This is a genomic window from Arsukibacterium sp. (assembly GCF_033721375.1).
GTDB lineage: Bacteria > Pseudomonadota > Gammaproteobacteria > Enterobacterales > Alteromonadaceae > Alishewanella.
Genome location: NZ_JAWWAP010000004.1, coordinates 194,663 through 210,832, shown reverse-complemented (window position 1 = coordinate 210,832; position 16,170 = coordinate 194,663). Strand labels below are relative to the sequence as shown.

17 protein-coding genes are annotated in these 16,170 nt (G+C 49.1%); 13 read left to right on the top strand and 4 right to left on the bottom strand.

Translation table 11 applies throughout. The features are described from left to right. Window positions 1-4: 4 nt before the first annotated feature. From R3187_RS07825 to R3187_RS07815, 3 genes are all read right to left on the bottom strand, one after another. On the bottom strand, window positions 5-1,090 hold the full coding sequence (locus tag R3187_RS07825) for a trypsin-like peptidase domain-containing protein (RefSeq protein ID WP_318966148.1): 1,086 nt from the start codon (window positions 1,088-1,090) through the stop codon (window positions 5-7). A gap of 95 nt (window positions 1,091-1,185) precedes the next feature. Then, on the bottom strand, window positions 1,186-2,538 hold the full coding sequence (locus R3187_RS07820; RefSeq protein ID WP_318966146.1) for a Do family serine endopeptidase: 1,353 nt from the start codon (window positions 2,536-2,538) through the stop codon (window positions 1,186-1,188). A 91-nt stretch (window positions 2,539-2,629) separates the two neighbouring features. Further along, window positions 2,630-3,076 (bottom strand): YhcB family protein, encoded by a 447-nt coding sequence (locus R3187_RS07815; protein WP_318966144.1) that lies wholly within the window; start codon window positions 3,074-3,076, stop codon window positions 2,630-2,632. Window positions 3,077-3,199: 123 nt separating this feature from the next. Here R3187_RS07815 and zapE point away from each other — a divergent pair, with 123 nt between their 5' ends. The 8 genes from zapE (at window position 3,200) to R3187_RS07775 (ending at window position 9,351) form a co-directional block, all read left to right on the top strand. Further along, a complete protein-coding gene (gene zapE, locus R3187_RS07810; RefSeq protein WP_318966143.1) occupies window positions 3,200-4,291 on the top strand; it encodes a cell division protein ZapE in 1,092 nt (363 codons plus the stop codon). Window positions 4,292-4,507: 216 nt separating this feature from the next. Next, window positions 4,508-4,936 carry a 50S ribosomal protein L13 gene (gene rplM / locus R3187_RS07805; RefSeq protein ID WP_217670122.1) on the top strand — a complete coding sequence of 143 codons (429 nt, stop codon included), beginning with the start codon at window positions 4,508-4,510 and terminating at the stop codon, window positions 4,934-4,936. 12 nt (window positions 4,937-4,948) lie between these two features. After that, on the top strand, window positions 4,949-5,341 hold the full coding sequence (rpsI, locus tag R3187_RS07800; RefSeq protein WP_097112381.1) for a 30S ribosomal protein S9: 393 nt from the start codon (window positions 4,949-4,951) through the stop codon (window positions 5,339-5,341). Window positions 5,342-5,614: 273 nt separating this feature from the next. Further along, on the top strand, window positions 5,615-6,205 hold the full coding sequence (petA, locus tag R3187_RS07795) for a ubiquinol-cytochrome c reductase iron-sulfur subunit (protein ID WP_318966141.1): 591 nt from the start codon (window positions 5,615-5,617) through the stop codon (window positions 6,203-6,205). Further along, on the top strand, window positions 6,205-7,479 hold the full coding sequence (locus R3187_RS07790) for a cytochrome bc complex cytochrome b subunit (RefSeq protein ID WP_318966140.1): 1,275 nt from the start codon (window positions 6,205-6,207) through the stop codon (window positions 7,477-7,479). Before petA ends, R3187_RS07790 begins: the two co-directional genes overlap by 1 nt. Before the next feature lie 2 nt (window positions 7,480-7,481). Beyond that, window positions 7,482-8,216 carry a cytochrome c1 gene (locus tag R3187_RS07785; protein ID WP_413229018.1) on the top strand — a complete coding sequence of 245 codons (735 nt, stop codon included), beginning with the start codon at window positions 7,482-7,484 and terminating at the stop codon, window positions 8,214-8,216. Between the two features lie 77 nt (window positions 8,217-8,293). Next, complete coding sequence (sspA, locus tag R3187_RS07780; RefSeq protein WP_318966137.1) at window positions 8,294-8,932, top strand: stringent starvation protein SspA; 639 nt, start codon at window positions 8,294-8,296, stop codon at window positions 8,930-8,932. Window positions 8,933-8,940: 8 nt separating this feature from the next. Beyond that, a complete protein-coding gene (locus R3187_RS07775; RefSeq protein WP_318966136.1) occupies window positions 8,941-9,351 on the top strand; it encodes a ClpXP protease specificity-enhancing factor in 411 nt (136 codons plus the stop codon). A gap of 35 nt (window positions 9,352-9,386) precedes the next feature. On the opposite strand, the gene ilvY is transcribed toward R3187_RS07775, so the two are convergent. Continuing rightward, the gene (ilvY, locus tag R3187_RS07770) at window positions 9,387-10,271 is read right to left on the bottom strand and encodes an HTH-type transcriptional activator IlvY (RefSeq protein ID WP_318966135.1); all 885 of its coding nucleotides are present in this window, start codon (window positions 10,269-10,271) and stop codon (window positions 9,387-9,389) included. 206 nt (window positions 10,272-10,477) lie between these two features. On the opposite strand from ilvY, the gene ilvC reads away from it, so the two are divergent. The 5 genes from ilvC to R3187_RS07745 all read left to right on the top strand — a co-directional run bounded on the left by ilvC (window position 10,478) and on the right by R3187_RS07745 (window position 16,169). Continuing rightward, a complete protein-coding gene (ilvC, locus tag R3187_RS07765; RefSeq protein ID WP_318966134.1) occupies window positions 10,478-11,959 on the top strand; it encodes a ketol-acid reductoisomerase in 1,482 nt (493 codons plus the stop codon). 163 nt (window positions 11,960-12,122) lie between these two features. Further along, entirely contained in the window at window positions 12,123-12,554 is a 432-nt protein-coding gene (locus R3187_RS07760) for a methylglyoxal synthase (protein ID WP_318966133.1), read from the top strand. A gap of 11 nt (window positions 12,555-12,565) precedes the next feature. Continuing rightward, the gene (locus R3187_RS07755) at window positions 12,566-13,378 is read left to right on the top strand and encodes a TlpA disulfide reductase family protein (RefSeq protein WP_318966132.1); all 813 of its coding nucleotides are present in this window, start codon (window positions 12,566-12,568) and stop codon (window positions 13,376-13,378) included. A gap of 94 nt (window positions 13,379-13,472) precedes the next feature. Then, complete coding sequence (locus R3187_RS07750; protein ID WP_318966131.1) at window positions 13,473-14,492, top strand: Fe(3+) ABC transporter substrate-binding protein; 1,020 nt, start codon at window positions 13,473-13,475, stop codon at window positions 14,490-14,492. Between the two features lie 42 nt (window positions 14,493-14,534). Next, window positions 14,535-16,169, top strand: coding sequence for an iron ABC transporter permease (locus R3187_RS07745; RefSeq protein WP_318966130.1), 1,635 nt, complete (start codon window positions 14,535-14,537; stop codon window positions 16,167-16,169). Window position 16,170 lies beyond the last annotated feature (1 nt).

Below are 16,170 nucleotides of genomic sequence, written 5' to 3'. Positions count from 1 at the left end.
GTTGTTATCCCCGGCGTAACTCCCGTACTACAGTTGGCACTTCGATAATCTGACCATTGCGATCAATGGTCAGCACTAATTCCGTATTAGGCGCTGTTTCAGCAATCAGGTTTAACGCCTGCCGGGTATCGGAGAATTGCTCACCGGCAATTTTCAGAATCACATCACCAATTTGCAAATCGGCCTCATCTGCCGGTCCGCCTGGATTAATCGCTGTTAACGCCAGGCCGTACATCTTCTGACCGGTGGATACCAGTCTGTCGCCGGCTGCATTGACTACTGCATCACCGGATACGCCCAAATGACTGCGGGTAACCCGGCCATGTTTAATCAGTTTATGCATAATGTTCTGCGCCAGCTGATAGGGCACAGCGAAGAAAATTCCCTGAATTTCCTGATTCTGCAACTGAAAAGCCGCCGCATTAATCCCAACCAGAGTGCCGTTCGTATTAACCAGGGCACCGCCGGAGTTGCCTTTATTTATCGCAGCGTCCATCCGCATAAAATCGATATAGCCACGTGAACTCAGGCCATTATTGCCATTGGCACTGATAATGCCCTGGGTAATGGTCTGGCCCAGATTAAGTGGGTTGCCAATGGCCAGCACGACATCACCGACCTGTGGATCAAGTTCTGTATCCTGTGGAATAACGGGAAGATTGTCGGCCTCGACATAAAGCACCGCTAAATCTGATATCACATCCTGACCTATTAACACTGCTTCCAGCCAGCGGCCGTCCTGCAATGCAACTTCAATATGATCAGCACCCGATACAACGTGGTGATTGGTTAAAATGTAGCCTTTGGCACTCATTATAACGCCAGAGCCCAGTTCCTGCCGCTCAATAGAGCGTGGCTGAAAACCCCGCGGGTCAATAACCCGGCTGCGGGTGTAAACATTGACTACGGCGGGCGCGGCCTTTCTTACTGCTCGGGCATAAGAAAGCGGTGCCGGCTCAGCTTGTTCGGCGTTGTTTTGCCAGCTTGGCAGACTGATGCCGGTAACATTAGGCAAAAATAGCAAAATGACCAGCGCCAGGGCCAGGCCATAAACAACACTCTTAAGGAGAAACAACAGAATATTTCGCAAAGCAGTAGTCTGGTAGCAGGACAATAAGTACAGCTAGCATAGCACTTATTATGCTTAAGCAGTAGCCACTTAGCTACTGCTTAAGCGAGTTTCATTTAGCGGAGTAAAATGTACAGATCGTCATTACCACGGCGAATATACAGCGCCGCAACCCCTTGCCGGCCTTCCAGAATGCGTCGCAGTTCTGCCAGATTAGTTACCCGTTGCCGGTTAACGCCGGTGATAATATCGCCCTGGCGTAAGCCAACCTGCTCGGCGATTGAACCACTTGCCAGTTCAGTAATTTCAACGCCTTTGTCGCTATTATTCAGCGTAGCGCCGCGTAACATAGGGTGCAGCTCATTAGCCTCAACCCGGGCAGTTTCTGCCCGCCCCAGAGTCACGCTGACTTTACGCTCTTTGCCATCACGTATAATACCTAATTCGGCTTTTCGGCCGGCCCCCAGAGTACCGATTTTGGCTCTGAGTTCATTAAAGCTGTGAATGCGGTTTTCATTCATACTAATGATGACATCACCTGCTTTCAAGCCTGCCTCTGCTGCCGCTGTATCAGGCAGCACTTCGTTTACAAAAGCGCCACGACTGACGGTCAGATTCATCGCTTCGGTTAGTTCTGAATTAACGTCACCGCCTCGCACGCCCAAGCTGCCGCGACGGATCTCACCAAATTCGAGGATCTGATCAACCAGGTTTTTCATCATATTTGAAGGAATAGAAAAACCAATACCGACATTGCCGCCGCTAGGGCCGAGGATTGCGGTATTTATGCCAATCAATTCACCGCGTAAATTAAGCAGGGCGCCACCGGAGTTACCGCTGTTAATCGCAGCATCTGTCTGAATAAAATCTTCAAAGCCATCCATATTCAGGCCACTTCGGCCCAGTGAGCTGACGATACCTGAAGTTACGGTTTGCTCCAGACCAAACGGATTACCAACGGCAATGGCATAATCGCCGACCCGTAGTTTGTCTGAGTCGGCCAGCGGAATTTGTATCAGGTTTTTCGCTTCAATTTGCAAAAGAGCAATATCACTTTGCGGATCAGCGCCGAGTTTTTTAGCACTGAAGCTACGGCCATCTTTCAGTTTTATCTGAATTTTGTCGGCATCTTGCACCACGTGATTATTGGTAACAATATAGCCTTTGGCTGCGTCGATAATAACGCCGGAGCCCAGGCCGCTGAACGGCCGCTCCTGGCGCAGCTCACCCTGACCTCGCTGGCCAAAAAAATGGCGCAGTGCGTCAGGGATCCGCTGCCGGACCTCGCGGCTGCCTTCCACCGAGATATGAACAACCGCAGGTGTTGCCTTATCCAGCATTGGCGCCAGGGTAGGCATTTCTTGTTTGTCGGAATTTAAAAAAGGCAGGCCGGCTTGAACGGAGCTGGCCGGCAGAGCCAAGGTTGCTGCCAGCACGGCAGCATGCAACACAGACAATTTCATTTTCATGGCGTATTAGTCTCCTTTACAAACTTGCGACTAAGAACGGTATGGCATCGAAAAAGTTCAGCGTTAACGTAAAGCAGTATGTAACGAAGTATTACTCAGGCTTGCTGACTTTCCGCTCTTTAATCAGTCCACTGGCTTCACCTGAGTAGTCACGCGGTTGCTCATCAACAGCGGAATATACCCGGCGTTTTTCATCAATCTGATGTAATGATTGTTTAATATGGGCAGCGGTGTCAGTTGACAAGTAATTTAAATCAGAATTTTTTGGAATAGCAGGCTGTTCAACTAATTGCATTTTGGATTGCTGCACATGGCGGGCAATACGAGAGTAGTTGTCCTGCAGCTGAGTCATTAATTGATTGGTCACATCCAGATGCTGCGATACATCCTGCCGGTACTGACTCAGTTGCTGGCGACTGGCGTCAAGCTCTTGCTGCAGTTTATGGCTGTTAAACTGCTTTAAACTGTATAATCTTGCCAGAATTGCCCCCACAATTAAACCAACTGCCAGGCCCGCCAGCGCAAACGTGAGATCCATATCAACTCCTAAATAGTAAATTCTGCAACCAGTGTACCTTAACTTCTTAGCGTGAGTGGTAAGGCATGTTATTATTATCGCCTGTTTTGCCCGCTAAACCAACAAAGTTTCCAACTACATACCATGACACCAACAGAAAAATATCAACAAGACTTAACCCGAGCGGACTTTCATCACGATACAGCACAGGAACATGCTGTTAAACAGCTGCAACGGCTTTACGATGATTTTGTGCATAAGCTACCGCAGCGCCAGTCCTGGTGGCAAAAACTGATGTCAGGTACACCGCAGCTTAAACCTTTGACTGGTTTGTATTTCTGGGGTGGGGTTGGCCGGGGCAAAACTTATCTGGTTGATACATTTTATGAGTGTTTGCCTACCCAGCGTAAAATGCGAATTCATTTTCACCGTTTTATGCACCGGGTGCATGAAGATTTGAAGCAGCTCAAAGGGGTGAAAAATCCACTGGAGCAGGTTGCTGATAATTTCAAACAGCAAACCGATATTATTTGTTTTGATGAGTTTTTTGTCTCGGATATCACTGATGCGATGATTTTAGGTACCCTGATGCAGGCCTTGTTCGCCCGCGGCATTACCCTGGTTGCCACATCGAATATTGAACCGGATGGCCTGTATCGTAACGGCTTGCAACGGGCCCGATTTTTACCGGCCATAACCCTGATTAAGCAGCATTGTCAGATATTTAATGTGGACAGCGGTATCGATTACCGGCTCAGAACCCTTGAACAGGCCGAAATTTATCATCATCCGCTGGATAAGCAGGCAGAACAGAACCTGCAGCAATATTTTATGGCGTTATCGGTAGAACCGCGCCAGGCAGGGTGTCAGATAGAGGTTGCTAATCGAAAATTAAATGCAGTGGCAGAAGCAGACGGTATTGTCTGGTTTACCTTTAGCACCCTGTGTGAAAGTGCCCGCAGCCAATACGATTATATGGAGCTTAGCCGTTGTTACCATACTGTGCTGCTGGCGGGGGTGAAGCCAATGGGCCGGCATAACGACGATGTCAGCCGCCGCTTTATTGCGCTGGTGGATGAGTTTTACGAGCGTCAGGTTAAACTGATTATTTCGGCCGAGGTCGCACTTGAACAGCTTTACACTCAGGGGATCCTCGAGTTTGAGTTTAAACGTTGTATCAGCCGGCTCCAGGAAATGCAGTCCCGTGATTACCTGGTGCTACCGCATTTATCGTAGCAGCAATCAACTATCGGCAACATTTCTGATATTTTTTCAGTAACAGGGCTGATCTTTGTAATTGTTTAATATATAATCCGCGCCCGGCCTACGTTACAGCCTCATACTGCCGTTAGCCCGGTAGTTTTTGTACTCGAAGGGGTGCGATTACGACATTGTTAGCAACAGCCCTGCGCAATGTTAGGTGTAACTTAAGTTTATTTGGAATAGGTTTAGATGAAAACTTTTACTGCAAAGCCAGAAAGCGTAGAACGCGACTGGTACGTTGTTGATGCAAACGGTAAAACACTGGGTCGTATCGCAACTGAAATCGCTGCTCGTTTACGTGGCAAGCATAAGCCAGAGTATACACCTCACGTAGATACCGGTGATTACATCATCGTTATCAATGCTGAGAAAGTGACTGTTACTGGTAACAAAGCGAAAGACAAAATGTACTACTCGCACACTGGTTTCCCAGGTGGTATCAAGGAAATCAGCTTTGAGAAGTTGATCGCGAAAAAACCTGAAATGGTTCTGGAAACTGCTATTAAAGGTATGTTGCCAAAAGGCCCATTAGGCCGCGCTATGTTCCGTAAGTTAAAAGTTTACGCTGGCGCAGAGCATCAACACACTGCTCAGCAACCGCAAATTTTAGATATTTAATCGGAGCATAACATGGCACAGAATCAATACTACGGAACTGGTCGTCGTAAAAGCTCAACGGCCCGCGTCTTCTTAAAAGCTGGTTCAGGTAACATTGTTATCAATCAGCGCGTTCTGACCGAGTACTTCGGCCGTGAAACTGCCTGTATGGTAGTAAAACAGCCGTTAGAACTGGTTGATATGGTTGAGAAATTTGACCTTTATATCACTGTTAAAGGTGGTGGTATCAGCGGTCAGGCCGGTGCTATCCGTCACGGTATTACCCGTGCACTGATGGAGTTTGACGAGTCACTGCGTCCGGCACTGCGTAAAGCAGGCTTCGTAACGCGTGATGCTCGTAAAGTTGAACGGAAGAAAGTGGGTCTGCGTAAAGCACGTAAACGTCCACAGTACTCAAAGCGTTAATTCGCTGCAGGTACCAGAAACCCGGCTTTTATGCCGGGTTTTTTTATGTTTACTGTTTTTAAAATTCAGTATGGCTGTAAGCCATGAGCTGTAACGCTTTGTTGCTGTTTAAGCCAGTGCCATGCCGATATATTAGTTATTGATCCAACCTTAAACCTTGTGTAAAGCAGGGCTTTTCATTATGATCGGCGTTATTTTTTAAACTTATAATAATTGCTGGAATTCAGCCGCTTAAAATTAGTTTAAGTTAAGCGTAAATGTGGAGATGAGTGGATGAGCAATGCGCCTGTAGATCATGGTCGCCGCCGCTTCCTTACCATTGCTACCTCAGTAGTGGGAGGCGTGGGTGCTGTTGGAGTGGCTGTGCCCTTTATTGCATCCTGGAATCCGAGTGAGCGGGCTAAACAAGCCGGTGCTGCAGTTACTGCAGACATAAGCAAACTCGAACCAGGGCAGTTAATCCGGGTAGAGTGGCGGGGTAAGCCTGTGTGGATAGTAAAACGCACCGCAGAAACCCTGCAGCAGCTGGAAGAAACTGAAAAAAATCTGCGCGATCCTGGCTCAGACGTTGCACAGCAACCTGCTTATGCTCAGAATCAGCATCGTTCAATTAAGCCGGAAATTTTTATTGCCGTAGGTATATGTACTCACCTCGGCTGCTCTCCTACCTATCTGCCAAATGACTTTTCAGCTCAGGTTGAAGGTATTCAAGCTGGTTTCTTCTGTCCGTGTCATGGCTCTAAATTTGATATGGCGGGCCGGGTATTTCAGGGCGTACCGGCACCAACCAATTTAGTGGTGCCACCACATATGTTCATCGACGATAACACCATCGTGATAGGCGAAGATGAGGGGGCTGTCTGATGTTTAAAAATCTGATGAGCTGGATTGAGTACCGCTTACCCTTTATGGATAAGATGAACCTGCATGTAATGCAGTATCCGGCACCGAAAAACTTTAACTTCTGGTACTTTTTTGGCTCACTGGCCATGCTGGTGCTGGTTAACCAGATTGTTACCGGTATCTGGTTAACCATGAATTACGAACCGTCGGCAGAAGGCGCATTTGCTTCTGTTGAATACATTATGCGGGACGTTGATTACGGCTGGCTGCTACGTTATATGCACTCGACCGGTGCTTCGGCTTTCTTCGTCGTAGTATACCTGCATATGCTACGGGGCATGATGTACGGCTCGTACCAGAAACCAAGGGAGCTACTGTGGATTTTCGGTATGCTAATCTTTTTGGTACTGATGGCTGAAGCCTTTATGGGATATTTATTACCGTGGGGCCAGATGTCATTCTGGGGTGCCCAGGTAATTATTGGTATCTTCGGTACTATCCCCTTTATCGGTGAAGATTTAACCCTGTGGATCCGTGGTGACTACGTTATTTCCGGCGCTACTTTAAACCGCTTCTTTGCGCTGCATGTTATTGCCCTGCCGTTAGTACTGGTTATTCTGGTGTTCCTGCATATTATGGCGTTGCATGAAGTGGGTTCGAATAACCCGGACGGTATCGACATTAAGAAAGATAATGACGGTACTGTTGAACAAACTGAAGCCGATAAGAAGTTTACTTTCCATCAGTACTTCACCCGTGGTGGTAAAAAAGTCATTGTTGACGCTATCCCATTCCATCCTTATTACACGGTAAAAGATTTAGTCGGTGTGGCAGGCTTCCTGTTGGTTTTTGCCTGGGTAATATTTTTCCTGCCAGAAGGCGGCGGCTATTTCCTGGAGCCACCAAACTTTGAACCAGCAAACCCGCTGAAAACGCCTGCCCATATTGCACCGGTTTGGTATTTCACCCCGTTCTACGCCATTTTACGGGCTATTCCGCATCCGTTTATGGGCGCTGTAGCTATGTTTGCTGCCATCATTGCGTTGGCATTGTTACCGTGGCTGGACCGTGGCAAGGTACGTTCAATCCGCTACCGTAGTGGCTTGCATAAAATTAACCTGATTAATTTCTGTATCAGCTTTGTCGCCCTTGGGGTGCTAGGGGTGCTGCCTGCTGAAGGTGTCTATACCCTACTGGCTCAGATCTTCTCATTTACTTATTTTGGATTCTTTGTCTTGCTGTTTTTCTACAGTAAAAATGAAAATACCAAGCCATTACCAGTGAGGGTTACCTAATGATGAAAACGTTATTGTCTGCTGTTGCATTATTAGCTTCTTCACTGGCCATCGCAGCGGGCCCGGCAGTACCACTGGATAAAGCGCCGATCGATTTAACCGATAAGGCATCACTGCAAAATGGTGCTAAATTGTTCCAGAACTATTGTCTGGGCTGCCACCAGATGCAGTATCAGCGCTATTCGCGTACCTTTGCCGACTTAGATATTCCGGAAGAGCTGGGTATGGAGTATCTGATGTTTACCGGTGAAAAAGTCGGCGACCATATTACTAATAATATGGCGGCGAAAGACGGCGAAAAATGGTTTGGTGCCACACCGCCAGACTTAACCAACGTCGCCCGGGTGCGTGGCCCGGATTGGTTGTATACTTATCTGCGCTCTTTTTATGCTGACGACAGCCGGCCATTTGGTGTTAATAACACGGTTTTCCCGATGGTGGGTATGCCGCACGTGCTGCAGGAATTACAGGGCGTGCCAAGCAAAACTTACGAAACCCGTCTGGTCGATGGTGAGCCTAAACAGGTTTATGTTGGCATTAAAACCGATGGCAGCGGTGAGTTGAGCGAAGAAGAATATGATAGAGCTATCGCAGATCTGGTAAACTACCTTGAATATGTTGGCGAGCCAACCAAACTTGAAGCGCATGCCCTTGGTTACAAAGTTATGATCTTCTTGTTGATTTTCTTTGTGCTGGCTTATCTGCTGAAGAAAGAATACTGGAAAGATGTTCACTAATTAGTTGATTTAACTAGTATTGAAATACCAGGGGCCTTAGCGCCCCTTTGCCGTTTTTAATTTTACCGGAGGAATAAATGGCGATCATTGCCAATAAACGCCCTGTGATGACACTTTTCACAGCTATTGATGATATGTACAGTCACCAGGTGCGTATTGTACTGGCTGAAAAGGGCGTAACTGTTGATATCCTTCAGGTAGCTCAGGATAACCTGCCAGAAGACTTGTACGAAGTAAATCCGTACGGCAGTTTACCGACATTACTTGACCGTGAACTGGCCTTATACCAGGCCGATATTATTATGGAATACCTGGACGAGCGTTTTCCGCATCCGCCACTGATGCCGGTATATCCGGTAGCCCGCGGCCAGGCCCGCTTAATGATGTACCGGATTAAAAACGACTGGTACAGCCTGGCAGAAAAAGTGCTGAGCAATGCGGACGATGCCGACAATGCCCGCCAGGAATTAAAAGAAGGCTTGCTGTCGCTGGCGCCGCTGTTTAATGAAACCCCGTTTTTCATGAGTGAAGAATTTGGTTTGGTTGACTGCTATATGGCGGCACTGATGTGGCGTTTGCCGTCACTGGGCATTGAGTTTCAGGGCCCTGGCAGCAAAGAGCTGAAAAACTATATGGCGCGGATTTTCGAACGCGACGCGTTTCAGGCTTCACTGACTGAAGCTGAGCGGGAAATACGGCGGGGGATGCGGTTGTAATGGCGGCAATGTCACCAAATCGTCCGTATTTAGTGCGGGCGTTCTACGAATGGATAGTTGATAACGACTGTACGCCGTATTTGGTGGTAGATGCCAGTTATCCGCAGGTTAAAGTACCCCAGCAGTTTGTGCAAAATGGTCAGATAGTACTGAATGTGCTCCCTTCAGCGGTCGGCAATATGCAATTGGGTAATGATGCCATCACCTTCAATGCAAGGTTTGGCGGTCAGCCATTTGCGTTATATATCCCGGTAAAGGCTGTATTGGCCATTTATGCCAAAGAAAATGGTGCGGGCACGGTATTTACGCTGGAAGAAGAAGACGACGAAGCGGAGTTATTCGCAGAGCCGTTTGACGACGATGATACGCCAGAGCCGCCCAAGCCAAAAAAGGGCAGCCATCTGAAAGTGATTAAGTAAATTTAGTTCTGCAAATAAAGCTGCCGCTGGCAGCTTTATTTTTTTGCCGCCGCCAGTTGCCAGAAAGCCTGTAACAGCGGTTGCTCCAGTTTTTTAGCCAGCATACAGACACCGAGCTCAAACGGCTGAAACTGATAGCTGATATCCAGAATCCGCACCCGCTCGCGCACCGGGCTATGGTTTATAACCGGCTCGGGCACCACTGCCACGCCACTGCCCAACGCTACCATTGATACCATTGCTTCATGGCCATCTACTTTTACCGCAACCTCGGGTTTTATATTGCTGTCAGCCAGCCATTGGTCTGAGCGGGCGCGGGCCGGGCCATGATCAGACTGGACCAGCGGTATATCATTCCAGTTTATTCGCTGTGCAGCGAGTAAATCGTTTACTTTGCAGGGAATGACCGGCGCTATCAGCCAGACCGGCAGCTGGGCAATGCGCTGAAAAATCATATTAGCGGGTAAGTGTGCCGGATATGCCGCTAAGGCAATATCGACATCTCCTGCTTTAATTTTTTCAAACGCCATGGCCGCATCGCCGGTAGTTAATTTAATTTCAGCCTTCGGACATTGCAGCCGGAATTTATCCATAATAGCTGGCAGGTGACTGTAGCTGGCCGTTACCGTACAAAATAGCCGTATTTCACCACTGAGTTCTGCACTGGCCAGCTGTAAATCCAGCTGTAACTGGTGCCATTCGTCCAGCCACAGCCGGACGAACCGCTGCACCCGTGCTCCGGCGGTCGTTAACTGCACTGAACGCTTATCGCGGTTAAACAACAGGGTTCCCAGCTCGTCCTCCAGCCGCTGGATCACCCGGGTCAGGGTGGATGGGCTGACAAACATCTGCTCGCTGGTCTTTGTAAAGTTCAGGCTTGAAGCTAAATGCAGGAATAACTGGGCACTGCGAATATCCATGGCTTACCTTGATTGCATAAAATGAAATACTGAGTTGTAAATATATCACTTCACGCAATTAATAGCAGTGTCTATCATTAGCTCATTAACGCAATCTGCCGGCCCATTGACGTAACTTAATTGTCATGGCGCTCCGCTAACATGTGGTGGCAGAGCTGTGTAAGGTAAGCCTGGCTTATCCGCTAAACTGAATTCTGAGAAATAGTATGAGCAATTATTTTAATACCTTAAGTTTACGCCAACAGCTACAGCAGCTGGGCCAGTGTCGCTTTATGGATAAAAGCGAATTCAGCGAAGGCTGCAATTTTATTAAAGACTGGAACATTGTTATCGTCGGTTGCGGCGCTCAGGGCTTAAATCAGGGCCTGAATATGCGTGACTCAGGCTTAAACATCAGCTATGCGTTGCGTGCAGAAGCGATCAGCGAAAAGCGGGCTTCCTACCAGCAAGCCAGCAGCAATGGCTTTACTGTAGGTAGCTATCAGCAGCTAATTCCGCAGGCTGATTTAGTACTGAATCTGACGCCCGATAAGCAACATAGCAGTGTGGTGGATGCGGTAATGCCGCTGATGAAACAAGGTGCGACTTTAGCTTACTCGCATGGCTTTAATATTGTTGAAGAAGGCAAACAAATCCGGCCGGATATCACGGTAGTGATGGTGGCACCGAAGTGCCCCGGTACTGAAGTACGGGAAGAATATAAGCGCGGCTTTGGAGTTCCAACCCTGATTGCGGTGCATCCGGAAAATGATCCCAAAGGCCAGGGCTTAGCGGTAGCGAAAGCTTATGCATCGGCAACCGGTGGCGACCGGGCAGGGGTATTGCAATCCTCTTTTATTGCTGAAGTAAAATCAGATTTAATGGGTGAGCAAACCATCTTGTGCGGCATGTTACAAACCGGCGCAATTCTGGCGTTCGATAAGCTGGTAGCAGAAGGTACTGAAGCGGGTTATGCCGCCAAGTTAATTCAGTATGGCTGGGAAACAGTAACCGAAGCCCTGAAACACGGTGGCATTACCAATATGATGGACCGGCTGAGTAACCCGGCCAAGATTAAAGCCTATGATTTAGCAGAAGAGTTAAAACATACCCTGCGGCCATTATTTGAAAAGCATATGGACGATATCATCAGCGGAGAGTTCTCGCGCACCATGATGGCTGACTGGGCCAATGATGATAAAAACCTGCTGAGCTGGCGCGAACAAACCCGGGACAGCGGTTTTGAGCAGGCGCCGGTTTCAGATGAAAAAATTACCGAGCAGGAGTATTTTGACCGCGGCATCCTGTTAGTTGCTATGGTAAAAGCCGGGGTCGAGCTGGCGTTCGAAACCATGGTGGACGCCGGTATTGTTGCCGAGTCGGCTTACTACGAGTCGTTGCATGAAACACCATTAATTGCTAATACCATTGCCCGTAAGCGGTTGTATGAGATGAATGTGGTTATTTCCGACACAGCAGAATACGGCAACTACCTTTTTGCCCATGCGGCGGTGCCATTGCTTCGTGACAAGGTAAATAATTTAACAACGGAATATATTGGTAAAGGTTTAAATCAGGGCCAGACCGGCGTCGATAACCTGAAGCTGATTGCAGTAAATGAGGCTATCCGCCAGCACCCGGTTGAGCTGGTGGGTAAAAAATTACGCGGTTATATGACCGCGATGAAACGGATTGTGGAGGCAGGTTAAGCCTTTAAAGAATGATGTGGTTAATGGCCGCTAAACAGAGGGTTAAGCCGGTTTAGCGCCAGACCAATAACGATGTTATACGTGGACCTTGGTTGTTTTGCCCCGCTTGTCGGGGCTTTTTTTTGGGTGTAAGGTCAACAGCACATAATTTACGAGAACTGATATGAAAAACATTGCGCTGGTAGCCCACGATGGCAAAAAAGCGACCTTATTAGAGTGGATTGGCAAACATAAGCCGTTTTTTGCTGACAAACACTTATTTGCTACCGGTACCACCGGTAAATTAATCAGTGATGCGCTGCAGCAGCCGGTGCAGTGCATGGCCAGCGGCCCGATTGGTGGCGATCAGCAAATCGGCGCATTAATCGCGGAGCAAAAAATAGACTGGCTGATTTTTTTCTGGGACCCGTTATCTTCACAACCCCATGATCCCGACGTAAAAGCCCTTATCCGTTTGGCAGTGGTCTGGAATATTCCGGTGGCCTGTAACCGCGCTACCGCCGATTTTATTATTCACTCCAGTTTATATAGTCAGGATTACCAGCGTGAAGTGCCGGACTTTTCTGCGCACAACCAACGGTTGAACAAAGACTAAGTGATAATAATATGACCGCTATTGCTATTGGCCCGCTTGCGATCCCCTTACCCCCTTTATTATTGCTCATCAGCGTGTTACTGGGCTTACTGGTGGCGGCATTGGTAGGACGAAGATATAAAGTGTCGGTTACCGATCCGCTGCTCACCCTGTTGCTCGGCAGCCTGTTTTTTGGCAGGCTGGTGTTTATAGCCCGCTTTGCTGACAGTTACGACACTATCTGGCAAATGCTGGATATTCGGGACAGGGGCTTTGATCAGGGCGCGACCTTATTGGCTGCTGTGCTTATTCTGATCTGGTTAATATGGCGTCGCCGGCAGCAGCGTCAGGCCTTGTTGGCTGGGGTATTAACAGCAGGCATGTTGTTTGGCGTTTTCAGTTCAGTCATTTATGTTGGCCGACAACAGGCGGTATTGCCTGCCATCAGTTTCCAGCAACTTAATGGTGACATGGTCAATCTGGCTAAACTGGGACAGGGCAAGATAACAGTGGTTAATTTGTGGGCAACCTGGTGTCCACCGTGCCAGCGGGAAATGCCGGTGCTGCAGCAGGCAGAGCAGCGCTATCCTGATGTGCTGTTTGTGCTGCTTAATCAGCATGAACACCCGGAAATTGTGCAGCAATATTTGCAGCAGACCGGGCTGCAGTTTAACCACTTATTGCTGGACCAACAGGGCAGGGTAGCCACCGAGCTCGGGGCGCATGGTTTGCCTGTCACCTTGTTTTTTGCCGCAGATGGCCAGCTAATCAGCAGTCATATGGGCGAGCTGTCTGCGGCCACGCTAGCGCATAGCTTGCGTCAGCTGGTGGTAACAGAGCAGTAAAATTCTGAAAATTTAGATCGTAAACTTATTGAGAATAATTCGCGTTTGTGGTTATATAGCAACCCTGCCTATTCCACAAACCGGAGTAAACTCGATGCGAATGAAATCAAAGTTATTAGTTCTTGCCGCCCTTAGCAGTGCTTTGTTTAGTACTGCGGCGGTTTTTGCCAATGAAGTCAATATTTACTCCGCAAGGCAGGAAGAGCTGATAAAGCCACTGCTGGATAAATTCAGTGCGCAATCCGGCATTAAGGTCAATTTAATTACCGGCAAACCGGACGAGCTAATCAGCCGGCTGGCCAGTGAAGGCCGTAACAGCCCCGCTGATTTGCTGATCAGTACCGATGTTGGCCGCCTTTACCGGGCGAAACAGCAAGGTGTGCTACAAAGCATTGATTCTGAAAAGTTAACGTCGGCAATCCCCGAGCAACTTCGCGACCCTGCCGGCCAGTGGTATGGCTTAACGATGCGGGCCAGACCCATCATGTATGTGCCGGGGAAGGTTAAACCAGAAGAGTTATCAACTTATGCCGATTTAGCCAGCCCGAAATGGCGCGGCCGCATTTGCATTCGCTCATCAGATAATATTTATAATCAGTCAATGGTTGCCGGCTTAATTGCCCATGAAGGCGCCGCTGCGGCTGAGCAGTGGGCAAAAGGCCTGGTGGCTAATTTTGCCAGGCCACCCCGTGGTGGTGACAGAGATCAAATCAGTGCTGCGGCAAGCGGGGTATGTGATATCGCCATTGCCAATACCTATTATTTAGGCGGCATGCTGGCAGATGAACAGCAGCGTTCAGTTGCTGAAAAAGTAAAAGTATTCTGGCCAGATCAAGAGGGTAATGGTGTCCATGTCAACATTTCAGGTGCCGGCGTGGCAGCTTATGCGCCGAATAAAGACAACGCCGTGCGGTTACTGGAATATATGGTTACGGAGCAGGCCCAGCAATGGTACGCCGAGACTAACCATGAATACCCGGTGGTTGCCGGGGTGCAAGCCAGTGACTTATTGCAGAAGATGGGCGATTTTAAAGCCGATAAGTTAAATCTGGATAAACTGGGTGAGTTAAATGCCGAAGCTATCCGGGTAATGGACCGGGCCGGCTGGCGTTAAGCAGTCGCCAACTGCGGCACAACGGTTCAGCAAAGAGGTAGTATGCTGCCAATAAAAACGGATATCTGGCGTTGGTCAGTGTTGATACCGGCATTGCTGTTAGCAATGCCGGTATTGGTCGTTTTTGGCAGCGTGCTCAGCCCTGATATTGAGGTCTGGCGCCATTTGCGCCAGACTGTGCTGGCCGACTACATTATTAATTCGTTGTTGCTGGCATTTGGCACCGGTGCCGGCGCATTGCTTATCGGCACCAGCACCGCCTGGCTGGTCAGTCAGTATCAGTTTGTTGGCCGGCGCGTGTTGCAATGGCTATTACTGCTACCCTTGGCAATGCCCGCCTATATTATTGCCTACACCTATACCGGCATGCTTGATTTCGCCGGGCCGGTGCAAAGCGCCATCCGCGACTATTTTAGCCTGTCCTATGGCGATTACTGGTTTCCGGAAATCCGCTCGCTGTCAGGCGCCATTCTGATGTTATCGCTGGTATTGTATCCTTATGTTTATATGCTGGCCCGCAGTGCGTTTCGCGAACAGTCAGCCAGTATGCTTGAAGCCAGCCGCACGTTAGGCTTCACGCCGCGCCAGCACTTCTGGCAAGTAGCATTACCGCTCGCCCGGCCGGCCTTGTTAACCGGAGTGGCGCTGGCGATGATGGAAGCTTTCGCCGACTATGGCACAGTGCAATATTTTGGTATTGCCACTTTTACCACCGGCATTTTTCGTACCTGGTTTGGCATGGGCAGCCAGGCTGGTGCCGCACAATTGGCGGCGCTGTTAAGTAGCTTTGTGTTGGTTTTGCTGGTACTGGAGCAGTGGTCCAGACGGAAAATCCGCTATTTTTATCAGGGCCAGCGTCAGCAAATCAGTCCGCTGCGCACCTTACCGCTGGCTCGTCAGCTGCTGGTCGCTGGTATTTGTTTGTTACCGGTGCTGTTGGGTTTTATTATCCCCGCCAGCCAGTTGGCCAGCTGGGCCATACCCAATTGGCCAACCTTACTGACAGCAGATTTTGGCCGGTTAGTCTGGAATAGCTTTAGTCTGGCGGCACTGGCAGCGGTGTTGTCAGTTATGCTGGCGTTGTTATTTGGTTATGCCAGCCGGCTGCGCCGTGATCCGCTGGTCAGGTTGCCGGTGCGTCTGGCCGCGCTGGGCTATGCGATACCGGGTACTGTTATTGCCATTGGGGTGATGATCCCGCTGGCCTGGGCAGATCGGAATATTGATTTACTGGCCGAGCAATGGTTTGGGCTGCGGACTGGCCTGTTGTTCTCTGGCACCTTATTTGCTTTACTGCTGGCTTATAGTGTGCGCTTTCTGGCAGTGTCACTGCATAGTGTTGAGGCGGGCCTGGAGCGGATTAAACCCAGTATGGACAACGCAGCGCGCTCTCTGGGCGCCAGTCCGCTGCAGGTGTTACGCCGGGTGCATGTGCCGCTGCTGCGGGGCAGTGTGTTAACCGCACTCATGCTGGTATTTGTCGATGTATTAAAAGAACTGCCAGCTACCCTGATTTTACGACCCTTTAATTTTAATACCCTGGCCGTGCGTACTTACGAGCTGGCGTCAGACGAGCGATTGGCCGACGCGGCTTTACCGGCGCTGGCCATTGTTTGCGTTAGTATTATTCCGGTTATATTGTTGTCGCGGACGCTTGATAGCAGCAGAGGATCTTAAG

What these genes read in the sequence shown, in the direction of transcription:
- ilvC (WP_318966134.1), top strand. Translation starts at nt 10,478, where the DNA reads ATGAGCAATTATTTTAATACCTTAAGTTTACGCCAACAGCTACAGCAG.
- ilvY (WP_318966135.1), bottom strand. Translation starts at nt 10,271, where the DNA reads ATGGATATTCGCAGTGCCCAGTTATTCCTGCATTTAGCTTCAAGCCTG.
- R3187_RS07760 (WP_318966133.1), top strand. Translation starts at nt 12,123, where the DNA reads ATGAAAAACATTGCGCTGGTAGCCCACGATGGCAAAAAAGCGACCTTA.
- R3187_RS07745 (WP_318966130.1), top strand. Translation starts at nt 14,535, where the DNA reads ATGCTGCCAATAAAAACGGATATCTGGCGTTGGTCAGTGTTGATACCG.
- R3187_RS07750 (WP_318966131.1), top strand. Translation starts at nt 13,473, where the DNA reads ATGCGAATGAAATCAAAGTTATTAGTTCTTGCCGCCCTTAGCAGTGCT.
- R3187_RS07790 (WP_318966140.1), top strand. Translation starts at nt 6,205, where the DNA reads ATGTTTAAAAATCTGATGAGCTGGATTGAGTACCGCTTACCCTTTATG.
- petA (WP_318966141.1), top strand. Translation starts at nt 5,615, where the DNA reads ATGAGCAATGCGCCTGTAGATCATGGTCGCCGCCGCTTCCTTACCATT.
- R3187_RS07775 (WP_318966136.1), top strand. Translation starts at nt 8,941, where the DNA reads ATGTCACCAAATCGTCCGTATTTAGTGCGGGCGTTCTACGAATGGATA.
- R3187_RS07820 (WP_318966146.1), bottom strand. Translation starts at nt 2,538, where the DNA reads ATGAAAATGAAATTGTCTGTGTTGCATGCTGCCGTGCTGGCAGCAACC.
- sspA (WP_318966137.1), top strand. Translation starts at nt 8,294, where the DNA reads ATGGCGATCATTGCCAATAAACGCCCTGTGATGACACTTTTCACAGCT.
- R3187_RS07755 (WP_318966132.1), top strand. Translation starts at nt 12,566, where the DNA reads ATGACCGCTATTGCTATTGGCCCGCTTGCGATCCCCTTACCCCCTTTA.
- zapE (WP_318966143.1), top strand. Translation starts at nt 3,200, where the DNA reads ATGACACCAACAGAAAAATATCAACAAGACTTAACCCGAGCGGACTTT.
- rplM (WP_217670122.1), top strand. Translation starts at nt 4,508, where the DNA reads ATGAAAACTTTTACTGCAAAGCCAGAAAGCGTAGAACGCGACTGGTAC.
- R3187_RS07815 (WP_318966144.1), bottom strand. Translation starts at nt 3,076, where the DNA reads ATGGATCTCACGTTTGCGCTGGCGGGCCTGGCAGTTGGTTTAATTGTG.
- R3187_RS07785 (WP_413229018.1), top strand. Translation starts at nt 7,482, where the DNA reads ATGAAAACGTTATTGTCTGCTGTTGCATTATTAGCTTCTTCACTGGCC.
- rpsI (WP_097112381.1), top strand. Translation starts at nt 4,949, where the DNA reads ATGGCACAGAATCAATACTACGGAACTGGTCGTCGTAAAAGCTCAACG.